Source organism: Turicibacter sp. GALT-G1, assembly GCF_025594995.1.
GTDB lineage: Bacteria > Bacillota_I > Bacilli_A > MOL361 > Turicibacteraceae > Turicibacter > Turicibacter bilis.
Window position 1 is genome coordinate 38,579 of the sequence record NZ_JAMQUS010000008.1, and the last position, 19,246, is coordinate 57,824.

The 19,246-nt window shown below is 35.9% G+C and carries 31 protein-coding genes and 2 tRNA genes; all 33 read right to left on the bottom strand.

The window, feature by feature from the left end:
• Nucleotides 1-2: 2 nt before the first annotated feature.
• The 33 genes from NEH74_RS01680 to NEH74_RS01840 all read right to left on the bottom strand — a co-directional run bounded on the left by NEH74_RS01680 (nt 3) and on the right by NEH74_RS01840 (nt 19,199).
• Nucleotides 3-377: a DUF3168 domain-containing protein gene (locus tag NEH74_RS01680; protein ID WP_262940974.1), complete on the bottom strand. Its 375-nt coding sequence runs from the start codon at nt 375-377 to the stop codon at nt 3-5.
• The gene (locus tag NEH74_RS01685) at nt 370-819 is read right to left on the bottom strand and encodes a hypothetical protein (RefSeq protein WP_262940976.1); all 450 of its coding nucleotides are present in this window, start codon (nt 817-819) and stop codon (nt 370-372) included. Before NEH74_RS01685 ends, NEH74_RS01680 begins: the two co-directional genes overlap by 8 nt.
• Nucleotides 806-1,117 carry a phage head closure protein gene (locus NEH74_RS01690; protein ID WP_262940977.1) on the bottom strand — a complete coding sequence of 104 codons (312 nt, stop codon included), beginning with the start codon at nt 1,115-1,117 and terminating at the stop codon, nt 806-808. Before NEH74_RS01690 ends, NEH74_RS01685 begins: the two co-directional genes overlap by 14 nt.
• The gene (locus tag NEH74_RS01695; RefSeq protein WP_262940979.1) at nt 1,107-1,376 is read right to left on the bottom strand and encodes a head-tail connector protein; all 270 of its coding nucleotides are present in this window, start codon (nt 1,374-1,376) and stop codon (nt 1,107-1,109) included. Before NEH74_RS01695 ends, NEH74_RS01690 begins: the two co-directional genes overlap by 11 nt.
• 146 nt (nt 1,377-1,522) lie before the next feature.
• On the bottom strand, nt 1,523-2,767 hold the full coding sequence (locus NEH74_RS01700) for a phage major capsid protein (protein ID WP_262940980.1): 1,245 nt from the start codon (nt 2,765-2,767) through the stop codon (nt 1,523-1,525).
• Nucleotides 2,760-3,479: a head maturation protease, ClpP-related gene (locus NEH74_RS01705; RefSeq protein ID WP_262940981.1), complete on the bottom strand. Its 720-nt coding sequence runs from the start codon at nt 3,477-3,479 to the stop codon at nt 2,760-2,762. Before NEH74_RS01705 ends, NEH74_RS01700 begins: the two co-directional genes overlap by 8 nt.
• Nucleotides 3,479-4,669, bottom strand: a complete 1,191-nt coding sequence (locus NEH74_RS01710; RefSeq protein WP_262940982.1) for a phage portal protein — start codon at nt 4,667-4,669, stop codon at nt 3,479-3,481. The genes NEH74_RS01705 and NEH74_RS01710 overlap by 1 nt, the downstream gene beginning before the upstream one ends.
• Nucleotides 4,670-4,684: 15 nt before the next feature.
• Nucleotides 4,685-6,367 carry a terminase large subunit gene (locus NEH74_RS01715; RefSeq protein ID WP_262940983.1) on the bottom strand — a complete coding sequence of 561 codons (1,683 nt, stop codon included), beginning with the start codon at nt 6,365-6,367 and terminating at the stop codon, nt 4,685-4,687.
• A complete protein-coding gene (locus NEH74_RS01720) occupies nt 6,364-6,717 on the bottom strand; it encodes a hypothetical protein (protein WP_262940984.1) in 354 nt (117 codons plus the stop codon). The genes NEH74_RS01715 and NEH74_RS01720 overlap by 4 nt, the downstream gene beginning before the upstream one ends.
• 128 nt (nt 6,718-6,845) lie before the next feature.
• A complete protein-coding gene (locus NEH74_RS01725; RefSeq protein WP_262940985.1) occupies nt 6,846-7,571 on the bottom strand; it encodes an AAA family ATPase in 726 nt (241 codons plus the stop codon).
• A 528-nt stretch (nt 7,572-8,099) separates the two neighbouring features.
• Nucleotides 8,100-8,165, bottom strand: a tRNA-OTHER gene (locus tag NEH74_RS01730).
• Nucleotides 8,166-8,494: 329 nt separating this feature from the next.
• Nucleotides 8,495-8,570: transfer RNA gene (locus NEH74_RS01735), tRNA-Ile, on the bottom strand.
• Between the two features lie 172 nt (nt 8,571-8,742).
• Nucleotides 8,743-9,420: a hypothetical protein gene (locus tag NEH74_RS01740; RefSeq protein WP_262940986.1), complete on the bottom strand. Its 678-nt coding sequence runs from the start codon at nt 9,418-9,420 to the stop codon at nt 8,743-8,745.
• Between the two features lie 24 nt (nt 9,421-9,444).
• Nucleotides 9,445-9,741 carry a hypothetical protein gene (locus tag NEH74_RS01745; RefSeq protein ID WP_262940987.1) on the bottom strand — a complete coding sequence of 99 codons (297 nt, stop codon included), beginning with the start codon at nt 9,739-9,741 and terminating at the stop codon, nt 9,445-9,447.
• Nucleotides 9,742-9,781: 40 nt separating this feature from the next.
• Complete coding sequence (locus NEH74_RS01750) at nt 9,782-9,934, bottom strand: hypothetical protein (RefSeq protein WP_262940988.1); 153 nt, start codon at nt 9,932-9,934, stop codon at nt 9,782-9,784.
• A 227-nt stretch (nt 9,935-10,161) separates the two neighbouring features.
• Entirely contained in the window at nt 10,162-10,425 is a 264-nt protein-coding gene (locus tag NEH74_RS01755) for a hypothetical protein (protein WP_262940989.1), read from the bottom strand.
• Between the two features lie 43 nt (nt 10,426-10,468).
• Nucleotides 10,469-10,672: a hypothetical protein gene (locus tag NEH74_RS01760; RefSeq protein WP_262940990.1), complete on the bottom strand. Its 204-nt coding sequence runs from the start codon at nt 10,670-10,672 to the stop codon at nt 10,469-10,471.
• Between the two features lie 27 nt (nt 10,673-10,699).
• The gene (locus tag NEH74_RS01765; protein WP_262940991.1) at nt 10,700-11,122 is read right to left on the bottom strand and encodes a helix-turn-helix domain-containing protein; all 423 of its coding nucleotides are present in this window, start codon (nt 11,120-11,122) and stop codon (nt 10,700-10,702) included.
• Entirely contained in the window at nt 11,079-11,372 is a 294-nt protein-coding gene (locus NEH74_RS01770) for a hypothetical protein (protein ID WP_262940992.1), read from the bottom strand. Before NEH74_RS01770 ends, NEH74_RS01765 begins: the two co-directional genes overlap by 44 nt.
• A 116-nt stretch (nt 11,373-11,488) precedes the next feature.
• Nucleotides 11,489-11,932, bottom strand: coding sequence for a helix-turn-helix transcriptional regulator (locus tag NEH74_RS01775; protein WP_262940993.1), 444 nt, complete (start codon nt 11,930-11,932; stop codon nt 11,489-11,491).
• Nucleotides 11,932-12,168, bottom strand: a complete 237-nt coding sequence (locus NEH74_RS01780) for a hypothetical protein (protein WP_262940994.1) — start codon at nt 12,166-12,168, stop codon at nt 11,932-11,934. Before NEH74_RS01780 ends, NEH74_RS01775 begins: the two co-directional genes overlap by 1 nt.
• On the bottom strand, nt 12,150-12,725 hold the full coding sequence (locus tag NEH74_RS01785) for a DUF5651 domain-containing protein (RefSeq protein ID WP_262940995.1): 576 nt from the start codon (nt 12,723-12,725) through the stop codon (nt 12,150-12,152). The genes NEH74_RS01780 and NEH74_RS01785 overlap by 19 nt, the downstream gene beginning before the upstream one ends.
• Nucleotides 12,726-12,736: 11 nt before the next feature.
• Nucleotides 12,737-13,387, bottom strand: a complete 651-nt coding sequence (locus NEH74_RS01790) for a putative HNHc nuclease (protein ID WP_262940996.1) — start codon at nt 13,385-13,387, stop codon at nt 12,737-12,739.
• Nucleotides 13,387-14,130, bottom strand: a complete 744-nt coding sequence (gene bet / locus NEH74_RS01795; protein WP_262940997.1) for a phage recombination protein Bet — start codon at nt 14,128-14,130, stop codon at nt 13,387-13,389. The genes NEH74_RS01790 and bet overlap by 1 nt, the downstream gene beginning before the upstream one ends.
• A 14-nt stretch (nt 14,131-14,144) precedes the next feature.
• Entirely contained in the window at nt 14,145-15,032 is an 888-nt protein-coding gene (locus NEH74_RS01800) for a DUF1351 domain-containing protein (RefSeq protein WP_262940998.1), read from the bottom strand.
• Nucleotides 15,032-15,298 carry a hypothetical protein gene (locus NEH74_RS01805; RefSeq protein ID WP_262940999.1) on the bottom strand — a complete coding sequence of 89 codons (267 nt, stop codon included), beginning with the start codon at nt 15,296-15,298 and terminating at the stop codon, nt 15,032-15,034. The genes NEH74_RS01800 and NEH74_RS01805 overlap by 1 nt, the downstream gene beginning before the upstream one ends.
• Nucleotides 15,298-15,543 carry an AbrB/MazE/SpoVT family DNA-binding domain-containing protein gene (locus tag NEH74_RS01810; protein ID WP_262941000.1) on the bottom strand — a complete coding sequence of 82 codons (246 nt, stop codon included), beginning with the start codon at nt 15,541-15,543 and terminating at the stop codon, nt 15,298-15,300. The genes NEH74_RS01805 and NEH74_RS01810 overlap by 1 nt, the downstream gene beginning before the upstream one ends.
• A gap of 185 nt (nt 15,544-15,728) precedes the next feature.
• Nucleotides 15,729-16,574, bottom strand: coding sequence for an ATP-binding protein (locus tag NEH74_RS01815; RefSeq protein WP_262941001.1), 846 nt, complete (start codon nt 16,572-16,574; stop codon nt 15,729-15,731).
• The gene (locus tag NEH74_RS01820; protein WP_262941002.1) at nt 16,516-17,301 is read right to left on the bottom strand and encodes a hypothetical protein; all 786 of its coding nucleotides are present in this window, start codon (nt 17,299-17,301) and stop codon (nt 16,516-16,518) included. Before NEH74_RS01820 ends, NEH74_RS01815 begins: the two co-directional genes overlap by 59 nt.
• Nucleotides 17,301-17,624 (bottom strand): hypothetical protein, encoded by a 324-nt coding sequence (locus NEH74_RS01825; protein WP_262941003.1) that lies wholly within the window; start codon nt 17,622-17,624, stop codon nt 17,301-17,303. The genes NEH74_RS01820 and NEH74_RS01825 overlap by 1 nt, the downstream gene beginning before the upstream one ends.
• Nucleotides 17,625-17,634: 10 nt before the next feature.
• Nucleotides 17,635-17,880: a hypothetical protein gene (locus NEH74_RS01830; protein ID WP_262941004.1), complete on the bottom strand. Its 246-nt coding sequence runs from the start codon at nt 17,878-17,880 to the stop codon at nt 17,635-17,637.
• A gap of 275 nt (nt 17,881-18,155) precedes the next feature.
• Nucleotides 18,156-18,416, bottom strand: a complete 261-nt coding sequence (locus tag NEH74_RS01835) for a helix-turn-helix domain-containing protein (protein WP_262941036.1) — start codon at nt 18,414-18,416, stop codon at nt 18,156-18,158.
• Between the two features lie 15 nt (nt 18,417-18,431).
• Nucleotides 18,432-19,199, bottom strand: a complete 768-nt coding sequence (locus tag NEH74_RS01840) for a Rha family transcriptional regulator (protein ID WP_262941005.1) — start codon at nt 19,197-19,199, stop codon at nt 18,432-18,434.
• Nucleotides 19,200-19,246 lie beyond the last annotated feature (47 nt).

Sequence of the window (19,246 nt, forward strand, 5' to 3'; positions counted from 1 at the left end):
TATCACTCCTTTTCAAAATAAATAACTGAGCATTCGATTTGTCGTCGCTTTAATGCTACATCTTCATCTGGCAACGATCTTTTTCTCACACCATAAATTCGCAACGATTCTCCGTTTGGAAACAAGAATTTGTAATTAACTGAATGGATAATCTCATCTGCTAACGTTTCAACCGTAAGGCTATCATCTGATTTATCCCAAATGTCAATCGTTACTTCAATTTCCCGCTTCACGTTGTCGGAAATGTCGGTAGTTTCAAACTCAAACACAGCGTATGGATATACGGTATTCTTATTTGCTCTTTCGTAATAAGCTTTACATCCACATTCCTCGATGATTCCTTTTAAAATCGTCCTGATTTCAAGCGTTCTACTCACCATCAGCACCGCCTTTATACTCTTTATCACGAATGAGGGCAATCGCTCTTGCTTCGCTTTCTAATGCACTCAAATATTGAGATTGAATTTTGACGATCATCGGAATATTATTTTTTACTGATTTTTGAAGTAGACCGAGCTTTTTAGTTTTACTACTTCCGAACTCCTGGAATAGTCCATAGAATCCATTCGGCTTTACGCCGACTTGAAGATTATTTTCGCGTTTTCGAACCCAGTATTGAGTCGCACGACCAACGCGGTGCTTCTTCCGTTTGAAAGCAGAATAATAATTCTTTCTGAATCGATTGCATACATACTTTCCAGTGTCACGCAGGGCTGCTCTCGTAAGCTCTCGTAATGTGTATTTAGTTCTGTCTACATTGTCAATAAACGTAATTCCATTTTTGTTATTGATTCGTATGACGCTTTTAGGCATTGCCATGAGTAACACCTTTAGTTAACGTCAATTCAATTCTTTCTTTTGACGTTTCATATGTGCGAAGTACGCTGTATTCTTCATCATTAAACGTCACATACTCTTGACCGTCATAATCAGATAGCATGATTTCAATAACAAGCGTTGGTTTTAACCCTACGGCTTGTGCTTGATAAAATTCGCTTTGGCGAATTGACTTTTTATTGCAATAAACTAATTGATCATAAGCAATCGTATCGTAAATATCACCGTATTGATTTTCTACGGTTTCAATACGACCGAGATATGCAATATCATTCCACATTGTTATAATCACCACACAATGATAATTTTTCTTTTAAATTCTCATAAGAATTTTGATATTTCTCTGAATCTTTGTTATCTAGTCCGAAGTTAGCTTTGCAATATAAAATAATCGCACGTTTAATGAGTGGATCATCTTCATCATTTTTAGTCACTCCGGCGATAAGCAAGTCGGTTTTAGCTGCTTCAATCAAATCTAGTAATTCTACATCGAATTTGTTATTTATAATTCGGACTGATGATTTAACATCCTGTAACATTTAATCACGTCCTTTTATGAGAAAAGAGTGCTATTTCGCACTCTTTTTCCCTTCTGATTTTTTTGTTTTTTCTTCTACAACAGCCGCCTCAGCAACCTCCACTTCAGCTTCTACTTTAGGCGCTTCAATTTCCATCACAGTGCGGCTTACTGCTTTTTTAATAAAGCAAATGCTTTTGTTGTTAACACATCACCATCGACAATAGCGTATGTCATATAGTCTGTTGCACGTGCCTTAACATGATCTTCTTGATATAGAGTCACATTCTCATTAATATTCATTACATATCCTCGTCCAACGTTACCTAATAATAATTCATCATCTTCCATAACATCTTCTTCTTTAACAACAACACTTAAAATTCGCCCAACACCACCATTTGTAACATCTGGAATAAATAATGGTCGTCCATTTGCATCAACAACATTAGCTAACTGATTCCAAATCGTCTTGTTATTAGCATAAATAACTGCTCCAGTTAAGTACCCAGATTTAATTTTAGACATTAAATTCGTTAAATCCGTGTACTTAATATTTGTATCAAATTGAACAACTTGCGGTGTAGAACCTTCACCTTCTAAAGTTGGGATAATTCCTTTAGGCTGTGGTTTATGTTCAGAGGCACTAGGTTTTCCTTTCCCTTTTAAAATACCGAATGCTAACGCACGAGCCATTTTTTCTGCTAAATGCGTAATAATGTATTGCTGATATGCTTCAATCGACATTTTTTTCATTTTCCATGAAACACGAATAGATTTAACTAATTCACATCCAGTTAATGATAAAGTACCGAAAGCAGTATCTGCATCTGTTCCTTCTGTTTTTTCATCCACCCATTCTGCATCTGTTCCTTCTGTCTCTTCCTTGATAATGGTTAAATCTCCTTTAACATAAGTTGGACGAACATCTGCAAAAATAGGATGCAATTCTCCAATCTCTTTCCAAATTCCCTCTTTAATTGTTTCTGGAATTAAAACTTGATGTTGTTCAGCAGTTTGTGTCGAGTTACGGAACTTTTCATTTACTGAATTAAAAACTTCTGTTTCTTCTGTATTTAATGTTGTTCCCATTAAAGTTTTCATAAAGGCTGTATTATACAGCTTTTTATCATCTTTCATAGCCATCACTCCCACTTCCTTTTCGGTTGAAAACGAATCTAATACACCGTAATCTTTTACTGTTGCTCCCATGTTTGAGATATCTGTTACGACCGAATTCCCTCGCAATGCATTTAAATTCGCTTGTGCTTTTGCGGCATTTTCAAATGTCGTATCTAATTCCTCTACTTCTTTCATTTTCGCTTCAGCTTCAGCCACTTGACCTTCATCAATCATGTTTTCGGCTTCGGTCATTAATTGTTTACGCTTATTTAAATATTTTTCTTTATTCATGGTTATTTCCACCTTTCAATTTTAATAATTTCAATTTAGCTTGAATTCGTTCTTGATGATTATCTTTTTTAGCGACTGGAATCATCTGTTGATTTTTTGCAAACTTTTCTAAAAATTCACTTGAACAAGCAACGGCTTGATGTCCACGCTCCACTTCAATATTGAAATACTTTGAAGCTTTCTCACTAGACATAAAGGTTTCTTCATTCACCATTTGCTCTACTTCGTCCGGATTGACGCCGTCCCTTAAATTCTCTTTGTATACTTGCATGATGCACTCTTGAATAACATCTAAATCTTGTGCCATCTTTCTAAAGTCATCGGCATTGTATCCGCCCCATAACGCAAATAACGGTTTATGAATCATGAACGTTGAACCTGTTCTCATAACAACACGATCACCTGCTAAAGCGATAACTGATGCAATTGAACCTGCTAATCCATCAATATACACTGTCGTATTCCCTTCATGACGTTTAATCATGTTATAAATCGTCATTCCAGCGAATACCGAACCACCACCAGAATTAATATAGATGTTTAAATCTTTTCCTTTAGCTTTATCCATGCATTTTTTGACCGATTCGGGGTATTGGTCGGTGTCGTCCCATGCTCCCCACCATGATGATACGATGTCGCCATAAAAATAGAGGTCAGCCGTACTCTCTGTTACATTCTTGACCTCTAGAAATTGATTTAAGTTTTCATTCACTAGCTTTCACCCCCTTTCAAGTCATCTGTATTATCACCATTACCAACAACTGCTGTATCAAGTCGGCGAATTGGTTTATTTCCACCTTCAATAGGTCCCATTCCTAAAATTCGTCGCCACTCATTTGGCAACATCGCTCCACGGTCAACCAATTGGACCAATTGAAGTTTAGTTGTCATAGAAGCATACTGTAAGTTTGATGATTCAAAGATGATTTTGTTCCCAAACCCACGCTCTCTTCGAGTGAATAATCTTCTCGTATACTCGTTAGATAGCTGTAAGGCGTCCGGTTCAATTTCACTTTCATAATAGGCATTCCACTCGTTTTCATCATAATCACTTTTGACAATCTTGTCATTCGTGTTAAAAAATGAGTAAAGCCTATCTTTAGTTCTATCCATGACCGCCGCATTAGGCACGTAATCTTTTGGATCTACTTGTTTAGCGTCAAATTTTGCATCTGTTGCAGCTGCTCCACCTGTTTCACCGTCAATTTGTAAGTAGTCTTTGACGAAATCTTTCGTTTGTTTCTTGATATCATCTGGGCGTAATGCTTGATTAAATTTCAATAACCATTTCACGACGCTACTATTTTTAATTGCTTTAACAATACTTTGATCTGTTGTTGTCACGACTTCCATTAACGGAATCAACGCATCATGCGGCTTATCACCAAAAATATCGTGATTAGCAAAGTCACGTCGTAGATGGATGATGTCGCTATATGGATAAGTACATATCTTTCCGTTTTTTAGCGTACATCTTAGATACAAAAATCCGTATTTATCATAAATCGCTTCAACAAACGTTGCTGGCACAGGATATAGCTCAACTGGATAGCCATTATCATCACGGTGAATATATATAAAAGCATTATTATTCAACATCAATTGTGTAATGACCTTTTCTTGTAGCATTTGCCCACTCATATATGGATTAGGCTCTTCTAGCAAAAATCTCATGTAAGCATCAGGATTAATTTTTAATCCTTTTTCATCTTCTCGTACATGAGTAGCAACTAACTTCCCGATGGCCTTTGCTTTAGGTCGTATGCAAGCACGAATGATGTCAGACTTGTATAATTCACCGTTAAAGGAATAAAAACCTGTTCCCGCTTCCGTCATCATTTCAAATCTAGAGACTGTCACATTTTTATTAAAAACTGTTTTAACTCTATCCAAAATTCCCATACTTTCACCCCCTTCCTAAATCATGTTCATATATTCATCATAGTGACGTTCTAGTGTGACATAGGCATTTAATAATCCTGCAGTTCCGTCGATACGTCGTCTTGATGAATTCCCTTTGGCCGGTTGAATATTGTTGTTTTTATCAACCTCAACCGATGTATTAGTTAGACACCATTTAAGAATTGGATGATTATCATAAATAATTTTTTTCGAGCTCAAATCAGCTCCTAACGACTTCATAGGCCCTGATAACGTCTTTTTACCTTGAATAACAGGTTCCATCGACTCTTTTCCAAAGTTATTTTTCATTTCTTCAACCCAATAAGTAGCTGACCAGCTATCATAACCAATCCACGGAATATAAATGTCATATTCGTTTTGAATTTCTAAGAACCACTCAGTTACAAACTTGTGATGAACCTTATTTCCTGGTGTTGTTCTTAATAAGCCTAAATCATGCCATATATCATATGGAATTTTATCTTCTTTAGTACGTTGTTCCAATAAATCTTCCGGAAGCCAGTACATCTGCTTAACATAAATGTTTTGATCATTAGGTAACATAAAAATGACCGTAGCATTTGTTAAGTCCGTTGTCGACGATAAATCGGCTCCACCGATACCATAACGAGGTTTTAACAATTCTAGGTCATATTTAGTCGTGTTATTAATTTGTTCAAATGTTAACCAAGCTTCATTAGATGTTTCTCGAATGTTAAAGTCCTTGCATAGCAGGTTTTTCACTAGCAACGGATTAGCTTTCGCTTTCTCAACTTTTGCTTTTAACTGGTTTAAATTTTTTATTGTACCTAAACCCGGATTAGCTTTTGCCCAACAATCAGGATCAGTCCATTCTTTTCTGTTGTCCAACTCATAAATTATTGGTAGCACTCGCTCATCGACATACTCACCGGAATCATATCCGTTAATAATTCGCTCACACTCATCATATTTGATGTCGAAAATACCTTCTCGAACAGTTCCAGCTGTTGTTGTAATGATTGAGATAGGTTGCTCACGAGCAGTCATCCCATCGACAATTACATCATAAAGGTTTTTATCCTCAATCGCATGTAATTCATCAATCACTGAGCAGTGAACGTTTAATCCGTCTAACGTGTTTGAGTCGCTAGATAATGGTTTAAACACACCATCATTGAAATCTGAAACAATTTCAGCAACTAAACAACGCATTCGCTTTGATAATACAGGCGATTTTTTAACCATTCGCTTTGCTTCTGACCAAACGATTTTCGCCTGGTCTTTTTTTGTTGCCGCACTCACACACTCAGGACCAGGTTCTCCATCCGCCATTTGCATATATAAAGCGATAGCACTCGCCCAAGCCGATTTCCCATTTTTACGAGCGACAATTAAAATGAACTCACGATATTTACGCACACCATCTATTTTATGAACGAAACCAAATAACGCAGCAGTCATAGCACGTTGCCATAATTCCATGATGAATGGTTTACCACCCATTTTACCTTTTGAATGTTTGCAAAAATTCTCAACAAATTCTATAGCATGGTTTGCACGCTTAGGATCATACTCCCATTCACTCATTTCATTATCCAAATCTTGAACTAACTTTTGATACACTCGCTTCACTTTCACACTAACCGTTACTTTTCCTGAGATTATTTCATCATAATAAAGGCGAATTGGATTGTAATCTAAGTCATATTTAATCATCGTGAGTTAATAAACTCCTCAAACCCATCTGATTCTTCTTTGACTGGAACATGTTCAATATGATCGCTTAATTGCTTCATAATCTTCTGATAATTTCCGTTTAGTGTGGTATAAAGACGCGCCACTGGACGTTCGCGTTCATAGGGTGCTTGCTTATCTGACTGACTGAACATTTCAACATAACCCTTCTCTAGCAAGTCTTTCTCATAGTCTTCGAGCTGAATTTTCATATACGCAGCACGCTGAATTAAGGGTTCTAAAAATTTTTTTTCTTTTGCATTTAACTTTGCAAAAATCGTTTTAAGTCTTTTTATCTCCGCCTTAATTCGTTCATCTTTCGTTTTATCCATACAAATCACTCCTTCCTGTTTTTTTGTTTTTGGGAGGGGGGGCTCATGCGCGACCTGTGCGTTACAGAAGTGTCCCCCTCCATCGGTCCCCTGTGGTGGTGCCACACTCTTTGAATGGGGGGGCTATACTACTTCTCATAGTTAGCAAACCAACTATCTATAATATCAATTTGCTTTTGTTTATCTGTTCGTTCTATATCTAACAGCACTCTATCAATGCACTCATGTACCGTTGCTTCACAATAAATTAAATTAGCATTGAATCTTTTAACTAATTCAAGTCTTTGTTCTCGTCTAGGTAAAGATGCTATGACCCAAATGTTTTCAGCATCAACAGTCTTATCCTCAATCAACTCATAAAGCTTATCTCTCAATTCGATAGCAGTATCTAAGAGATTGTCTGGAACTTCCGACTTAGATTTTAATGATATCGCCTGCTTTAATAAATCTAAATCAACAACAAGGTCTCCATCTTTCATATGTTCTTTTACATAGGTAGACTTTCCACTCCCAGGAGCTCCGTATACTATGTTCACTTGTTGCGATACTAACTCTCCATGCTCATTAAAAAAACAGCCGTTCTCGACCACTTTTTTTCTTTTGCTCTTAAAGCCTGGATTAGTCTTTTCATGTTCTTTAAAGTGACAATCCTTGCATAGCAATATTAAATTATTCTCACCTAATGTGACTTCTGGATCATCTATATTTGATGGTCTTAAAAATATCTTATGATGAACCTCTTCACCGGGCTTGCCACAAAAGACACAAATTCCATCATATTTTTTGAATATATATTCTCGACACTCTTTCCATGCCTTACTTTTATAGAATTTCTTACTAAATTCTCTAGCCATTTTCTCGTAACTCCTTACAATAAAAAAACACACGTTTCCGTGTGCCTATAACTTATAAAACAGGGGATATTTTATAAATATTGGGATGAAAAGAGAGAATTACCTAAAGACTTGAAGAGACTTTAGGTTAAGTTAGGGGGCGCCTGCGGTTGGATTTGCACCAACTTCACCGTATTAAAGCTTTACTAACATAAGCTACACAGACATTTTAGTGGCTATCAAAAAGGATAACCACAGTGTTGAAAAATACTTAACAAAAGTTTTATTAACGAAAGGAGGTTCATTAATAATAAAATCTCACAATTAAACTGTTGAAGCAACAATCTCTGCTATCGTTCGTATTCGTAACATGGCGGGGAATTCTCCCCATATTATTGGAGCCGCTTGTTGGAATTGAACCAACTTCTTAGGTTTTGGATTACCTACGCTTTAACCTATATAAGCTATCACGACAAGTGCCTCATAAGAGGCTCAATAAAAAGGTTTGATTAGATGTCCAACTTGTTATTACAGCCTTTATAACGACATTGGTGCTCATTATAGGATTCGAACCTACAGCATACATTTTAATCATGCTGCTCTACCATATGAGCATTATCTACTAATTACAAAACGGTCTTATAAAACTTTTAAAACTTCAATCCGGGAAGCCCCTCGTTGTAGCGAGTGGGAAGTTTTTTTCACCTGTTGGTGTCAATTCGCCAAGAGGTGTCTATGTCACTACAATACATAGAAAGAAACGCGTGTATACGTCTACACATAGCTATACAGTAGTTTTTCGGATAACTCTGCAAACCGTTCGACTGGAATGCCAATCTCCAGAGTTTTACCTCCAACTCACAAAGGAATTATCTATGACAATCTTAAGCGACCATAGATACAGCGCGTACAGTTTAAATACCTCGCGACTTACAAAAAGTTTTTGGTGCTCCCTATAGGATTCGAACCTACATCTTATCAGTTATGAGCTGATAGCTTTACCAATTAAGCTAAAGGAGCATGATTGAGGGATTTCTCCCTCTGCGATCAACTCGATTTCAGTATTGCGGTTAATGCATATTATTGTGAGTAATAAGACCTAACCACTCATTCCGTCGTAGTTAATTTACACTATCATAATATCACGTAAAAACCCTAATTTCGTGCAAACATGGTGCAAAAAAAGTGCAAATCACTTCGTAATCTTCTCGAACAGCTCTTCTGCTGCTTTTATCTTGTAAATGACAGTTCTTCTCGAACAATTCAACGCTAATGCTATTGCATCATACGAATCACTATGTACATGTTTCAACAACAAAGCATCACATCCTATCTCATTCACATCCCTAACTAACTCCAAAGCTTTCTCTACGCGTCCTGTACTATAATTCAGCTCTATCAATTCTCTATCTATGGCGTTCAAACTTTCAATTCGATTTGAATACTTATCCTCTAAAGTGATTCCTCCACTCCCTGGATTGTAATTTGTCACTTTCACAATAGTCCGCCCCTCAATGCACCGTCTATCAAATTCTAACATTGCAATTCGTTTTTTTTCATATGAGTACTGTTGTAGGATATCTTTGGCAGTAATAGAATTCTCTAAAAGCTTCACAACCTCTGAATCATTAAGGTTTAATGTCATATTTGATTGCCAATCTTGATCCTTGAGGCAACGTTCTTTCAGTTCCCCTTCAGTCATAAATCTCTCAAGGTTTAATTGGTGGTGAGCTACTCCACTTACAGGGTCCGCTTTTATCCCTTCAAATACCCCAACTACAGCAAACCCTTCACGTTTTGCTTCTAGTGCAAATTCTCTAACAACACTCTCGCGTTCTCTTACTATTTTTTCTAAAGCATTTCTTAACACACTCTCACCCCTAAAATTCTGATTTTAATTACATTTCGTAGTTATCAAAATATCTTCTGCCTTGATAACATCAACAACCTCAAGCGTATTAACTTTTTCTAACAAAATTTCAACGCACTTGTTCGGACTACTAGCAATATATTTTTTATCAAAGTCCATTAAATTCAAGTACACAAGACCATAGCGACCCTCAATATGCGGATAGTAAACAATTTGATAATAGTACGTTCCACCACTTCTATCCTTTCTTTTGGTTACAACTATATCACCTTTTTTATATTCGTTTTTATCTCTATATAACAAATCAATATTAACTACCAAAGTTAATCCCTCCTTAAACGTTTATAAACTTCTAATTTACTTACTCCAAAATACATCTTTCGGCAATTAAAATCATTTTCTGTTCTCCACATTCACAAGTGAAAGTTACAATTTCATTTTTATTATCATCTTCATCTACTGGCCTACAATAAATACGTCCGCATTTGCAAGGTAAATCTACTATTTTCTCCACACTTTCACCTCATAGAACATCAATTTTATTGTTTTGTAAAATTAAATCCCAATTCATATAATAAATCTTGATAAGAAAAATACTTAGAACGAAACTCTGAGTGTTCTTCCCATGTTTTTGAATGATGTATACGGTCAAGCAAGTGGTCTAACCTTATATGGTAATAGGAATGAAAAACATCCACGCTATAACCTCCTAATTCTTTTAAAACTATATTTTTAATCGGCTTATAGCCATTTGATCCATTCCAATAATTCTAGGACATCTTTATCACTTAAATAACCAGCAACATCGCCATTCGCGAAATCTTCACGATAAGTGATATGCCAAGATAGATCATCAAAATTTAATAAAGCCATTTCCCACAGACCTTGTTCTCCTCCGTATGAGAAAAGATGTCTGACAACGGACGCTCCATATCCGTTATCAAACTTATAAATCTTTTGAACACCGCCATTAACACTTCTTTCGTCTACGATAAAACTCTCCATTACTCCACCTCCTAAAATATATTTTTAAAGCATCTTTCACTAACTAAATCATGTATTCTGGTAACACGCATTTTTCTATACTAACAATATCTCTAATTCTTATATAAGTTCCATCACCGGCAACTGTAAACCCATGACCATTCGAGTTTTTGGTAACCCACATCGCAACTTCATCGATATCTTCATTAGCTTTTACATAAAATACATCACCGTTTATCATTTTCAATTTATATCCTATATCTGTCACTAGCTACCACCTCTTAAAATTAGTTTTTTAGCATACCTGTTCTTCGATATCTAAACTCTTGTCATAGTGAATCACCCAGTAACAATCCTTATAATAACTGTAATAAGCTATCTTCCTACGATTCAGACACTTAGTAGCATAATCGACTTGCTCATTAGTCCAACAATAAATCACATCAGCTTTCTTTGTCGCATTAAGCGTGTACTGTACTGAAAACTTAAACTGGTCAAACCCATTAATCTCCCTTTCTCTTTTGTTCTTAATATCAATCCCAACCGTTCTTAACGCATGTGTGTACTTAGGGCTGAAACCACCTCCGTGATTGATATACCTATTAATTGACTCTACTGGCACTCCCGTTAATTTAGCCAGTTCAACCTGTGTCATCTTATTAACCTCTAAATACTCAACTAGCGTCACGGTTACCTCTCCTTTCTTCAATGCGCCCACATAGCCTCATAAGTTTCTTCTCTTTCCAGTGATCTACCTCGCCATGACACTTATGGATATGTTTCAATTGCTCTAACATGATTTCCACATCTGCAATCTCTTCTGCAATATTTGCTTCTTTAAATCCACGACGTTTTTTAGACAATGCTTGGAATAACTCACCGCACTCCTCGACGAACATCATTTCCTGCGTATCTGCGCCAAAAACTTTTACAGCCTTTTTACAAATGTTACTGCCTTTTCCATCCACTGCGTAATCCTCCTTATTTCAAAACATTAATTGCATCCACCAATAGTTGATAAATAATAGACAACCGATATACATTAAAAGCAATAAAACCCCAATAGCACCAATTACAATATCTCTTAGCACTTCAACTCTCCTATGCAAGTTGCGACATAGTGTGTATCCCATCCTGGATAAGTTTTTTCACGAAAGTCTTCGAGTTCAACTTTCAATCCAAATTTAGCAAACTCATTAATAATATCCTCTGCTTTATGTTTCTTCGACACGATAGTATTTCCAAACTCTTTAATGATAGCTACTTGATATTCTTTAAGGATTTTGCTATCGAAATCACTTTTAACCTTTTTACGTGTATGTTTCTTAACTGGCACATCTTCTCCGCCTTTGACATGACCACGTCGGTATGGATGTTCTATCCCTAACTTAGACATTCTCTTAGCAATAGCTGCACTTGTTGCATCTCCCATTAAATATTTTTCAATGCTACTTTCAGAAACATCTAATAAATCAGCTAATTGACTATTTGTTAACCCATTTTCACTTTTATACTCATTAATTGTCATTAATGCCCCGCCTTCCATCTTAAATACTCCGTTTTAAAATCTGCCTTAACCGTATTCGGTAATGCTATAGCATCTTTTCTACGTTGCGCATATTCCTGTTGCTTAGCTACTTCATAATCACGCCAATCTAGGCAAGTATTTCGACAACCAACACGCCTTTTGGCACATTGGTCATCCTTGCTACGAAAACATGGATTTTTCACGATATCCCTCCAACTTAATATGCATACTCGCAATTACATGCCACTTCGCCACTTTCGACTTTTCCTAGATCCTCAACTGGTGGCACAAAATTAGCTTCGTAAAAATCTCGCAACTTACATTCATTACGGTTTTTGGTGCAACCTTTACACTCAGCGTATAACTTTCCATCAATTAACGAATGAAAATCACCTAGGCTCAACGTACGCTCACCACATTTTGATAACATCTTTTCTAATTTTTTGATTTGATAATCATCTGCAACACGGAGCTCCCACTTTGCAAGACGTTTAGCTACTGTTTCTTTCGATTTACGGTCTAGATTATCTTCAATAAAACTCTCTAAGAATTTACGTTGATAAGTTGTGGCCATTTTTAAATTCTTACTTTGCTCTTTAGTAATAATTCCACTCTTTTCAAACTTGCTCCAAACAGGCTCCTTGTCACCATGTCCGTGAAGCGAGCGAATCCCCATCAGTAATTGATGTACAGACGCTAACATAATGATTTGATTCATCTCTTCTTGACGTAAATAACCACGTTTAACCTTACGTTCCCTTAAGTTAATGCCATCTTTAATCCCCGACTTCATTTTTCTTCCTCCTAAATCCTTAACTCTTTAATCGTTCTCTCATTCAACTTAATTGCTGTGAGCTTATATTTATTTTCAAAAGTCTTGTGCCCTAAGTTATGACACTCATTATGATGAACCCTGCATAAGGCGATATATTTCGAGTCCTCATGATTATGTCTTGCTCTATCCATACCCATACCGACTAGATTTTCGTGGTGGTGAATGTCTGCCTTACAACCACATACCGCACATTTACGATGCACCAGGCATAAATATAAGAAGTTATTGACTTCTCTTGCCAAAATAACAACTTTCGGGTTAATTGGTACGTCCCACAAGAACATAAACTCAAGAATATACTCTATAAACTCTCTAGCAATCTTCATATCTACGTTAGATAAGCTAAAGTAATCACGATCTCTATCAACCATGAACTCAATCTTTAGAAGCTCCTTTAGTTCATCTACTTCATACCCTGTATAAAGACAAATATCCTTGAACAATGCATATAATAATTTTCTTTGTTTTGCTGATATAGTTACACCATCATCAAGTTTCATTACTCCAGACATAAACTTTTTAATAAGCTGCTTTGGAGCAAACCATCCAGGGACGTGGACCTTAAACCACGCACCCTTTTCGGTTTCTGTATAATCAAAAAATATAGCTTTCTCTAACATTAGAAGATATCATTTCCATTCTCAACCACGGGAATCGACTCTTGATAAATCTCTTGTTGTGTTTTAGGTTCTTCAATGACTTCCTGCTTAACCTGTGGCGCTTGAGTATCAACAACATCTACCACATTATTATCAACTGTCACATTCATTTCACTTTCATCATACATTCCTTGAAGGTCTTCTACGAATGCCTTTCTTAAAGCTTGTGTTTCGGCAACTTTAATAATCATCGTTGCCGGCTTACTAGCCCACTGTGCATTAACCTCTCCATTGCTTTTGCGTCCGACGTATTCGTCATAATTAACCTCTAAGCTAATTGGATATTTCCAACTCTTACGATGCACTGTCGCCCAGGCACCAACTAATTGTTCACGATCCTTAAGGTAGAAAGCTCCTTTTTTATACTTCACTTCACCATAACTGTTTAAAACAATTACCCCTGACTCAATACCTTCAAAATCAGGATTCTTAATAGCACGCTTCATAAATACATCTTTAGAGACAACCATCGTTGCAGGTTGTTTATCTCCATACTTAATCAAATAAGCCTCTTTGATAAATGGATTTAATTTTTGCCCTTTACAAAGCCCTAAGAACATCATTGCTTCTTGATCAGTCACATTTCCTTGCCCATTAACTAAATATTGTCTAATCGTATGGATAGATAATTTAATCTCTCCACTATCTGTTTTAATCACTTCTACACCTTTGTTATTTTGTTGTTGCATTTGCATTGCATTCATTTTCATTCCTCCTCTTATAAATCTACTTTTTCGTATCTGATTCCGATTTTAGTCATGACATCTTTTAAACATTTAAACTGTGCGGCTGTTCCGTAAAATCTTAATGTGGCACACAACTTTGGTCCTTGAGCCTCTTTTGATAAACCAACAGGTTCAATCGGTTCTGAATGTACTACTGGAGTTGGTTCTGGAGTGTTTAAAATCTCTTGAGCCTCTCTCTCCTCTTCCTCAATTTCAACTGCTAAACGTCGTTTACCTTCTGCATGAATTTTCTCAACAATAGTTTGAACTTCCTCGCCACTCGCTAATAACTCAATCCATCCCGTCGCATCTAAAGGTGTTTTTAAACGTGCATTATGCATTTCACATGTAGCCTTAATAATCTCTTGGTGACGAATCACGCTGTTTTGGGCGATTTTCAGCGTTTCTGCGAGGTTTTTAATCTCGGTAGTAATTTTATTCATTGAAGTCGATTTATTAAGCCACGTGGCTTTTATATCGATTTGAGCGCTATGCTTTTCGTCTAACTCATACTCAACGATGATTTTTTCAATTTCTTCATGAATTAAAACTTCTTTTTCTGCCTTTCGTTGTTCCTCAATCTCTTTTAATTGAATATCGATTGGCTTTTTGACTTCCTGGATTAGTGCCACTAACTCTTTACAGTCTGATTCAAAATTTACGATAGGCTCTGATAATGCCTTTTTAGTCTCTTTACGAAATGTTTCAATGGCGGTCTCTAATTTTCCTAACTCCGCTTTAGCTTTTTTACAGTCTTTCTCTGTTTCAGCAGTAACGACTAGATTGCTATACTTCACCAAATGACCCTGTAAAACTTCTTTTAACTCTTCCTTGTTGAATTCAATCACTGGTACAACTTGATTTAATACTTGTAGCTCCATTAACACTCCCCCTTGATTCTTTTAACTGTCACTTGAATCGTTCTGCGCATAGTTCTTTGAAATATAACCCTAACTGGTACCTTAGATGAAATGATGTAGCGTAAATCATCTTGATCCTGACGTGTCAAATTCACTCTAGGAATTTCAAACACAACAACCTCTAACCAACATTGTTCAACCAGGAGCTGAGCGTAATGCTCAAATAGCTCCATGATTAACTTAAATTTTTGATATGCCGTTCTAGCCTTCATTTCATACTGCATCATTAATACACCTCCTGGAACTCACCATATTTAATATCAATGATGCAACGATCGCATACTCGCACACCCTTAACGTCTTTTAACTCATGTACACTACCACAGAATGAACAACGACTTTCATTCTTCGTAAGATTAATGCAACCACCCTTTAACTCCATTTTGACTCTCGTTCCTGTTGTCCACCCTAAAGCTCTTCTAAACTCCATTGGAATCACTAATCTTCCTAATTCATCAATTTTACGTTCCATAACTCATTTCCTCCTAAAATAAATGTCTATATTTTTATATTTTTAACGAATAAATTGCGTATTTTTTGCACATACTGTATACTGTAATCGGATTTTATCTCGCGAATAAAAGTCCTTGAGCATGACTGTTGGTAGCAGTTGTGCTCTTTTTTTTATTTTTATACAGCATTCATATCACCACCTTTCTACAAAATTATTCCTTGTTTAAAACGATAATTCTTATTTCCATCTTTCTTAATCTGTAGACAGAACTCTTTACACCGTTCATTAATGCGGCCTGCAACAGCTTCATCAACATAATCTCTAATTTCATCAATCATAAACTCTGATGAAATAATAGTGACTAATCTCTTGTTGTATCGTTCATTGATCAACTGGAAGGCGTATTTTACATCGGTTGGATTAACCTTCAACTTTCCTGAATCATCTACAACACTTCCTTTTAGGAAATCATCAATATATAGGACCTCAACTTTACTAAATTCATCAAAGTATTCATCACGGTCAACATCAAACCTCATTCGTTTAAGCTTCTCCGTAAATTCAGTCCAAGCCATATATTTGACTTTCTTATATCGTTTCAATAATTTATTAGCAATAGCTGAACAAATCATTGTCTTTCCTGCTCCACTTTGACCCAAAATAGCAAACCACGAGTCACCTTGATGTTCTAAGTAATTTCTAGCTCCTTCAAGTACAATTCCTTGCCACGTTTCCGCAACCTTGAAATTTTCTAAACGATGATCTAATAATTCGCCCATCCCACTTAAACGTGCATTTTGAATCATTTTTCGAACTTCCATACATCCACATATTTTTGTAGCTTGAGTAACGATGTCATTATGTTGTTGAACCACTGCAATCCATCCTTTGTTTAAACAAACCTTACAGTCGAAGTCTTTCTGATTCAGATGTCCTTGACGTGCATTATCTACATTGACAAAATACTGAACTCGTTCAACTTCCGTTAAATTAGAGATACTGGCGTCCTGTTGAGTCGACTTCCCCAATAGTTCTGATAGACTTTGCATCTGTATTCCCCCTTTGCTTCTGAGTCTTTAACTCATAAACATCTGTCCAATTTTTTAAGATAGATCGTTCTAAGATTAAAATCTTTTCTTCATCTGAAGAGGTTAGTTTATCTAATTTATTCAAAATCATCTTCATAGCACGTTCAGTTGGTTTCTTTTTGATTAAAACCCTCATTTCAACAAAAGAACTTAATGCTTCAATTAGATTTTCATTTGTTGTATAAGAAGAAAATAGCGAGATGAAATCTGCGTTAGCAGGTTTCTTTTTATTTTTCTTTTTATCTGTTTGTTCTTTTTCTTCTTCTTTTTCTTTTGTTTTTTCTTTTTCTTTTTTCTTGCAAGGGGTTTGTAAGGGGCTTATAAGGGGGTTATATTTTTCCTTTAAAAAGTCACTCTTAATTCCTTGCAATTCCTTTTCTACGCACTTTTGAATATTGATGTTATTTATTGGATTAAACTTCAACCAATTAACCAAAGCCACTTCTTTAGTTGATTCATCATATGCAATCTTTCCGTATTGCTCAAATCTTTCAATAAGTTTAATGATTGTATCTCTGTTGTATCCTAATTCCATTTCCATAACCTTAATCGGTAACTGATATATTCCACACTGCGATGTTTTAGAATTTGTCATTAAATACAGATAGAAATACTTTTCTTCAGGTGTTAGCTCCAAGATGAATTCGTCTTGCCAAAATGTAATATAGACTTGTCGATATACAGCCATCAAATCCACCCACAACTCTCATAACGACCAAACTGTTTCAAATCACTCTCTTCTATCCATTCTTGAAGTTGTGCTTCGTACGCTGCTTTTAACGTATGTTTGTCAATCGTGACTAATAAAGTTTCATCTTTTCCGACTTCCAACGATTCAATGTACGGAAGGTCAGCAACTAATATATCTAAGTCGCTTTCTGATGGCTCATGAAGTAATCCAACTTCTGTGAAGCTAAATTTAAATGTACAACTTTTCCCCTCTTCCCAATTTTCAATTTTTTCATTAATCAAATCTTTCAGTTTTGCATCTACTGCAAGCAAATAAGTCATACAGCACCTCCTAATAATTCTTTAAGACAACCTCATAAGGTGCCATTTCTCTTCCACCAAAGTTTTGATGATAAATATTCTTGTAATACCATTCCACCGCAAAGCGTTGTAACTCCCCAATTGATTGAATATTCAATCTCACAATTTCTTTTAAAGATCCATGTGGGCGAATTTGAACCGTATTCGACTCTTTAACAAATAAAATTCCAAATATAATCACTTTATCCATTGATGTGTGAATATCCATAACTCCCATTGTTTAATCCCTCCAAATTTTGTTGTTTTTCTTTGTCTAAGGTGTTTGAAATAAAAATCCGATAAACAACACTGGTGAAAATTCAAACACCTTTAAATCGAAGAAAATGAGCCTTAAAATTAATTTAGATATTTCATTAATTATCTAAGTTAGAGCGAAAAAATTTAATATCCCATTAACTGCATTAAATAAATAATTGTTCCAATAAAGACTGCTGCTGTTAAAAACATCAAAACAACTATTAACCAATCTTTTAAATCCATTCCTCTTCCTCCTTAAATTCCGTATACTTCGATAGGCTTTAACGCCATCTCGTTAGCGTCGAAAACATGACCAACCATACGCTCGGACAACTCCTCAACATCCTGTACTCGAACGCGAATACTGTTGTTATTAGGTCGTAATGGACGAATCAACCCTGCCTTGATGTATTTAGATATTGTTTGAGCTGATACCCCCATAAGATAACCAGCCTCCTCCAACGTTACTGCAAAACGTTGTGGAATTGGAATTGGATTTTCTTTTTTATCTACCATGATTTGCACCCCTCCTTAAATCTCTAAACTCATTTGATTAATGTTAAACATTGCTGCTCTTGATGGATACCAATCATTAATAAAATCAAGCACCATATCTAAATGCTTTTGACGTAATTGTGTACGTGTCTTAACTCCTGTAATTTCAAGAATATCTCTGTTCAACGCTCTGAATAACTCTCCAATCTGTTTTTTATTTAAGTTCATTTGACGCTCTTTTTGAACTTCATACACTCGTGATGATACTCGTTTAGAAACTAAACTATATTCAGCTGGGTCCAACTTAGCATTTTCTTCAATTTCATTCACCTTCTGTTGAACTGTTTGAACTTGTTGTTCTAACATCTGTTGCTTTTGATCTAGCATAATAATTGATTGCAACTCTGGTGATAAGTTAGCGTATGGATTATGTGACGCCTGTTTAATCTGCTCCTCCATTTTGTTAAAAGCTTCAATGTATTGTAATTTCCACTGCAAAGCTTCTTTCCCTGTGAACCCCATAACCAGTAAGCTAAATCCATCTCGTGTGAGTAGATATTCTTTGTTCATTTTTCCGTTTGAAGCCTTATATTGAGATTCGATAAATAGTAGCCCCCAATTTTGGGTTGTATTAGATTCGATAATGTTATTAATATCTCGTAATACATGGTCATGACGTTTATCGAAGTCATAAGCCACCACTCGACTACTTACAACTGCTACTCCGTCTTTATTTTGAATGTTGATTACTTCTGCATTTTCATAGCCTTTTGAGTAAAAAGGTTTAATATTGATATTGTTCATTTCTCTTCCTCCTTTATAAAATTGTCATATTTTGTTATAATTTCACC

Excerpts from the sequence above, each read along its gene's own strand:
- NEH74_RS01685 (WP_262940976.1), bottom strand. The coding sequence starts at position 819 with ATGGCAATGCCTAAAAGCGTCATACGAATCAATAACAAAAATGGAATT.
- NEH74_RS01690 (WP_262940977.1), bottom strand. The coding sequence starts at position 1,117 with ATGTGGAATGATATTGCATATCTCGGTCGTATTGAAACCGTAGAAAAT.
- NEH74_RS01695 (WP_262940979.1), bottom strand. The coding sequence starts at position 1,376 with ATGTTACAGGATGTTAAATCATCAGTCCGAATTATAAATAACAAATTC.
- NEH74_RS01700 (WP_262940980.1), bottom strand. The coding sequence starts at position 2,767 with ATGAATAAAGAAAAATATTTAAATAAGCGTAAACAATTAATGACCGAA.
- NEH74_RS01710 (WP_262940982.1), bottom strand. The coding sequence starts at position 4,669 with ATGGGAATTTTGGATAGAGTTAAAACAGTTTTTAATAAAAATGTGACA.
- NEH74_RS01715 (WP_262940983.1), bottom strand. The coding sequence starts at position 6,367 with ATGATTAAATATGACTTAGATTACAATCCAATTCGCCTTTATTATGAT.
- NEH74_RS01720 (WP_262940984.1), bottom strand. The coding sequence starts at position 6,717 with ATGGATAAAACGAAAGATGAACGAATTAAGGCGGAGATAAAAAGACTT.
- NEH74_RS01725 (WP_262940985.1), bottom strand. The coding sequence starts at position 7,571 with ATGGCTAGAGAATTTAGTAAGAAATTCTATAAAAGTAAGGCATGGAAA.
- NEH74_RS01755 (WP_262940989.1), bottom strand. The coding sequence starts at position 10,425 with ATGGAGAGTTTTATCGTAGACGAAAGAAGTGTTAATGGCGGTGTTCAA.
- NEH74_RS01775 (WP_262940993.1), bottom strand. The coding sequence starts at position 11,932 with ATGACAATTAATGAGTATAAAAGTGAAAATGGGTTAACAAATAGTCAA.
- NEH74_RS01785 (WP_262940995.1), bottom strand. The coding sequence starts at position 12,725 with ATGAAGTCGGGGATTAAAGATGGCATTAACTTAAGGGAACGTAAGGTT.
- NEH74_RS01790 (WP_262940996.1), bottom strand. The coding sequence starts at position 13,387 with ATGTTAGAGAAAGCTATATTTTTTGATTATACAGAAACCGAAAAGGGT.
- bet (WP_262940997.1), bottom strand. The coding sequence starts at position 14,130 with ATGAATGCAATGCAAATGCAACAACAAAATAACAAAGGTGTAGAAGTG.
- NEH74_RS01800 (WP_262940998.1), bottom strand. The coding sequence starts at position 15,032 with ATGGAGCTACAAGTATTAAATCAAGTTGTACCAGTGATTGAATTCAAC.
- NEH74_RS01805 (WP_262940999.1), bottom strand. The coding sequence starts at position 15,298 with ATGATGCAGTATGAAATGAAGGCTAGAACGGCATATCAAAAATTTAAG.
- NEH74_RS01810 (WP_262941000.1), bottom strand. The coding sequence starts at position 15,543 with ATGGAACGTAAAATTGATGAATTAGGAAGATTAGTGATTCCAATGGAG.
- NEH74_RS01815 (WP_262941001.1), bottom strand. The coding sequence starts at position 16,574 with ATGCAAAGTCTATCAGAACTATTGGGGAAGTCGACTCAACAGGACGCC.
- NEH74_RS01820 (WP_262941002.1), bottom strand. The coding sequence starts at position 17,301 with ATGGCTGTATATCGACAAGTCTATATTACATTTTGGCAAGACGAATTC.
- NEH74_RS01825 (WP_262941003.1), bottom strand. The coding sequence starts at position 17,624 with ATGACTTATTTGCTTGCAGTAGATGCAAAACTGAAAGATTTGATTAAT.
- NEH74_RS01830 (WP_262941004.1), bottom strand. The coding sequence starts at position 17,880 with ATGGGAGTTATGGATATTCACACATCAATGGATAAAGTGATTATATTT.
- NEH74_RS01835 (WP_262941036.1), bottom strand. The coding sequence starts at position 18,416 with ATGGTAGATAAAAAAGAAAATCCAATTCCAATTCCACAACGTTTTGCA.
- NEH74_RS01840 (WP_262941005.1), bottom strand. The coding sequence starts at position 19,199 with ATGAACAATATCAATATTAAACCTTTTTACTCAAAAGGCTATGAAAAT.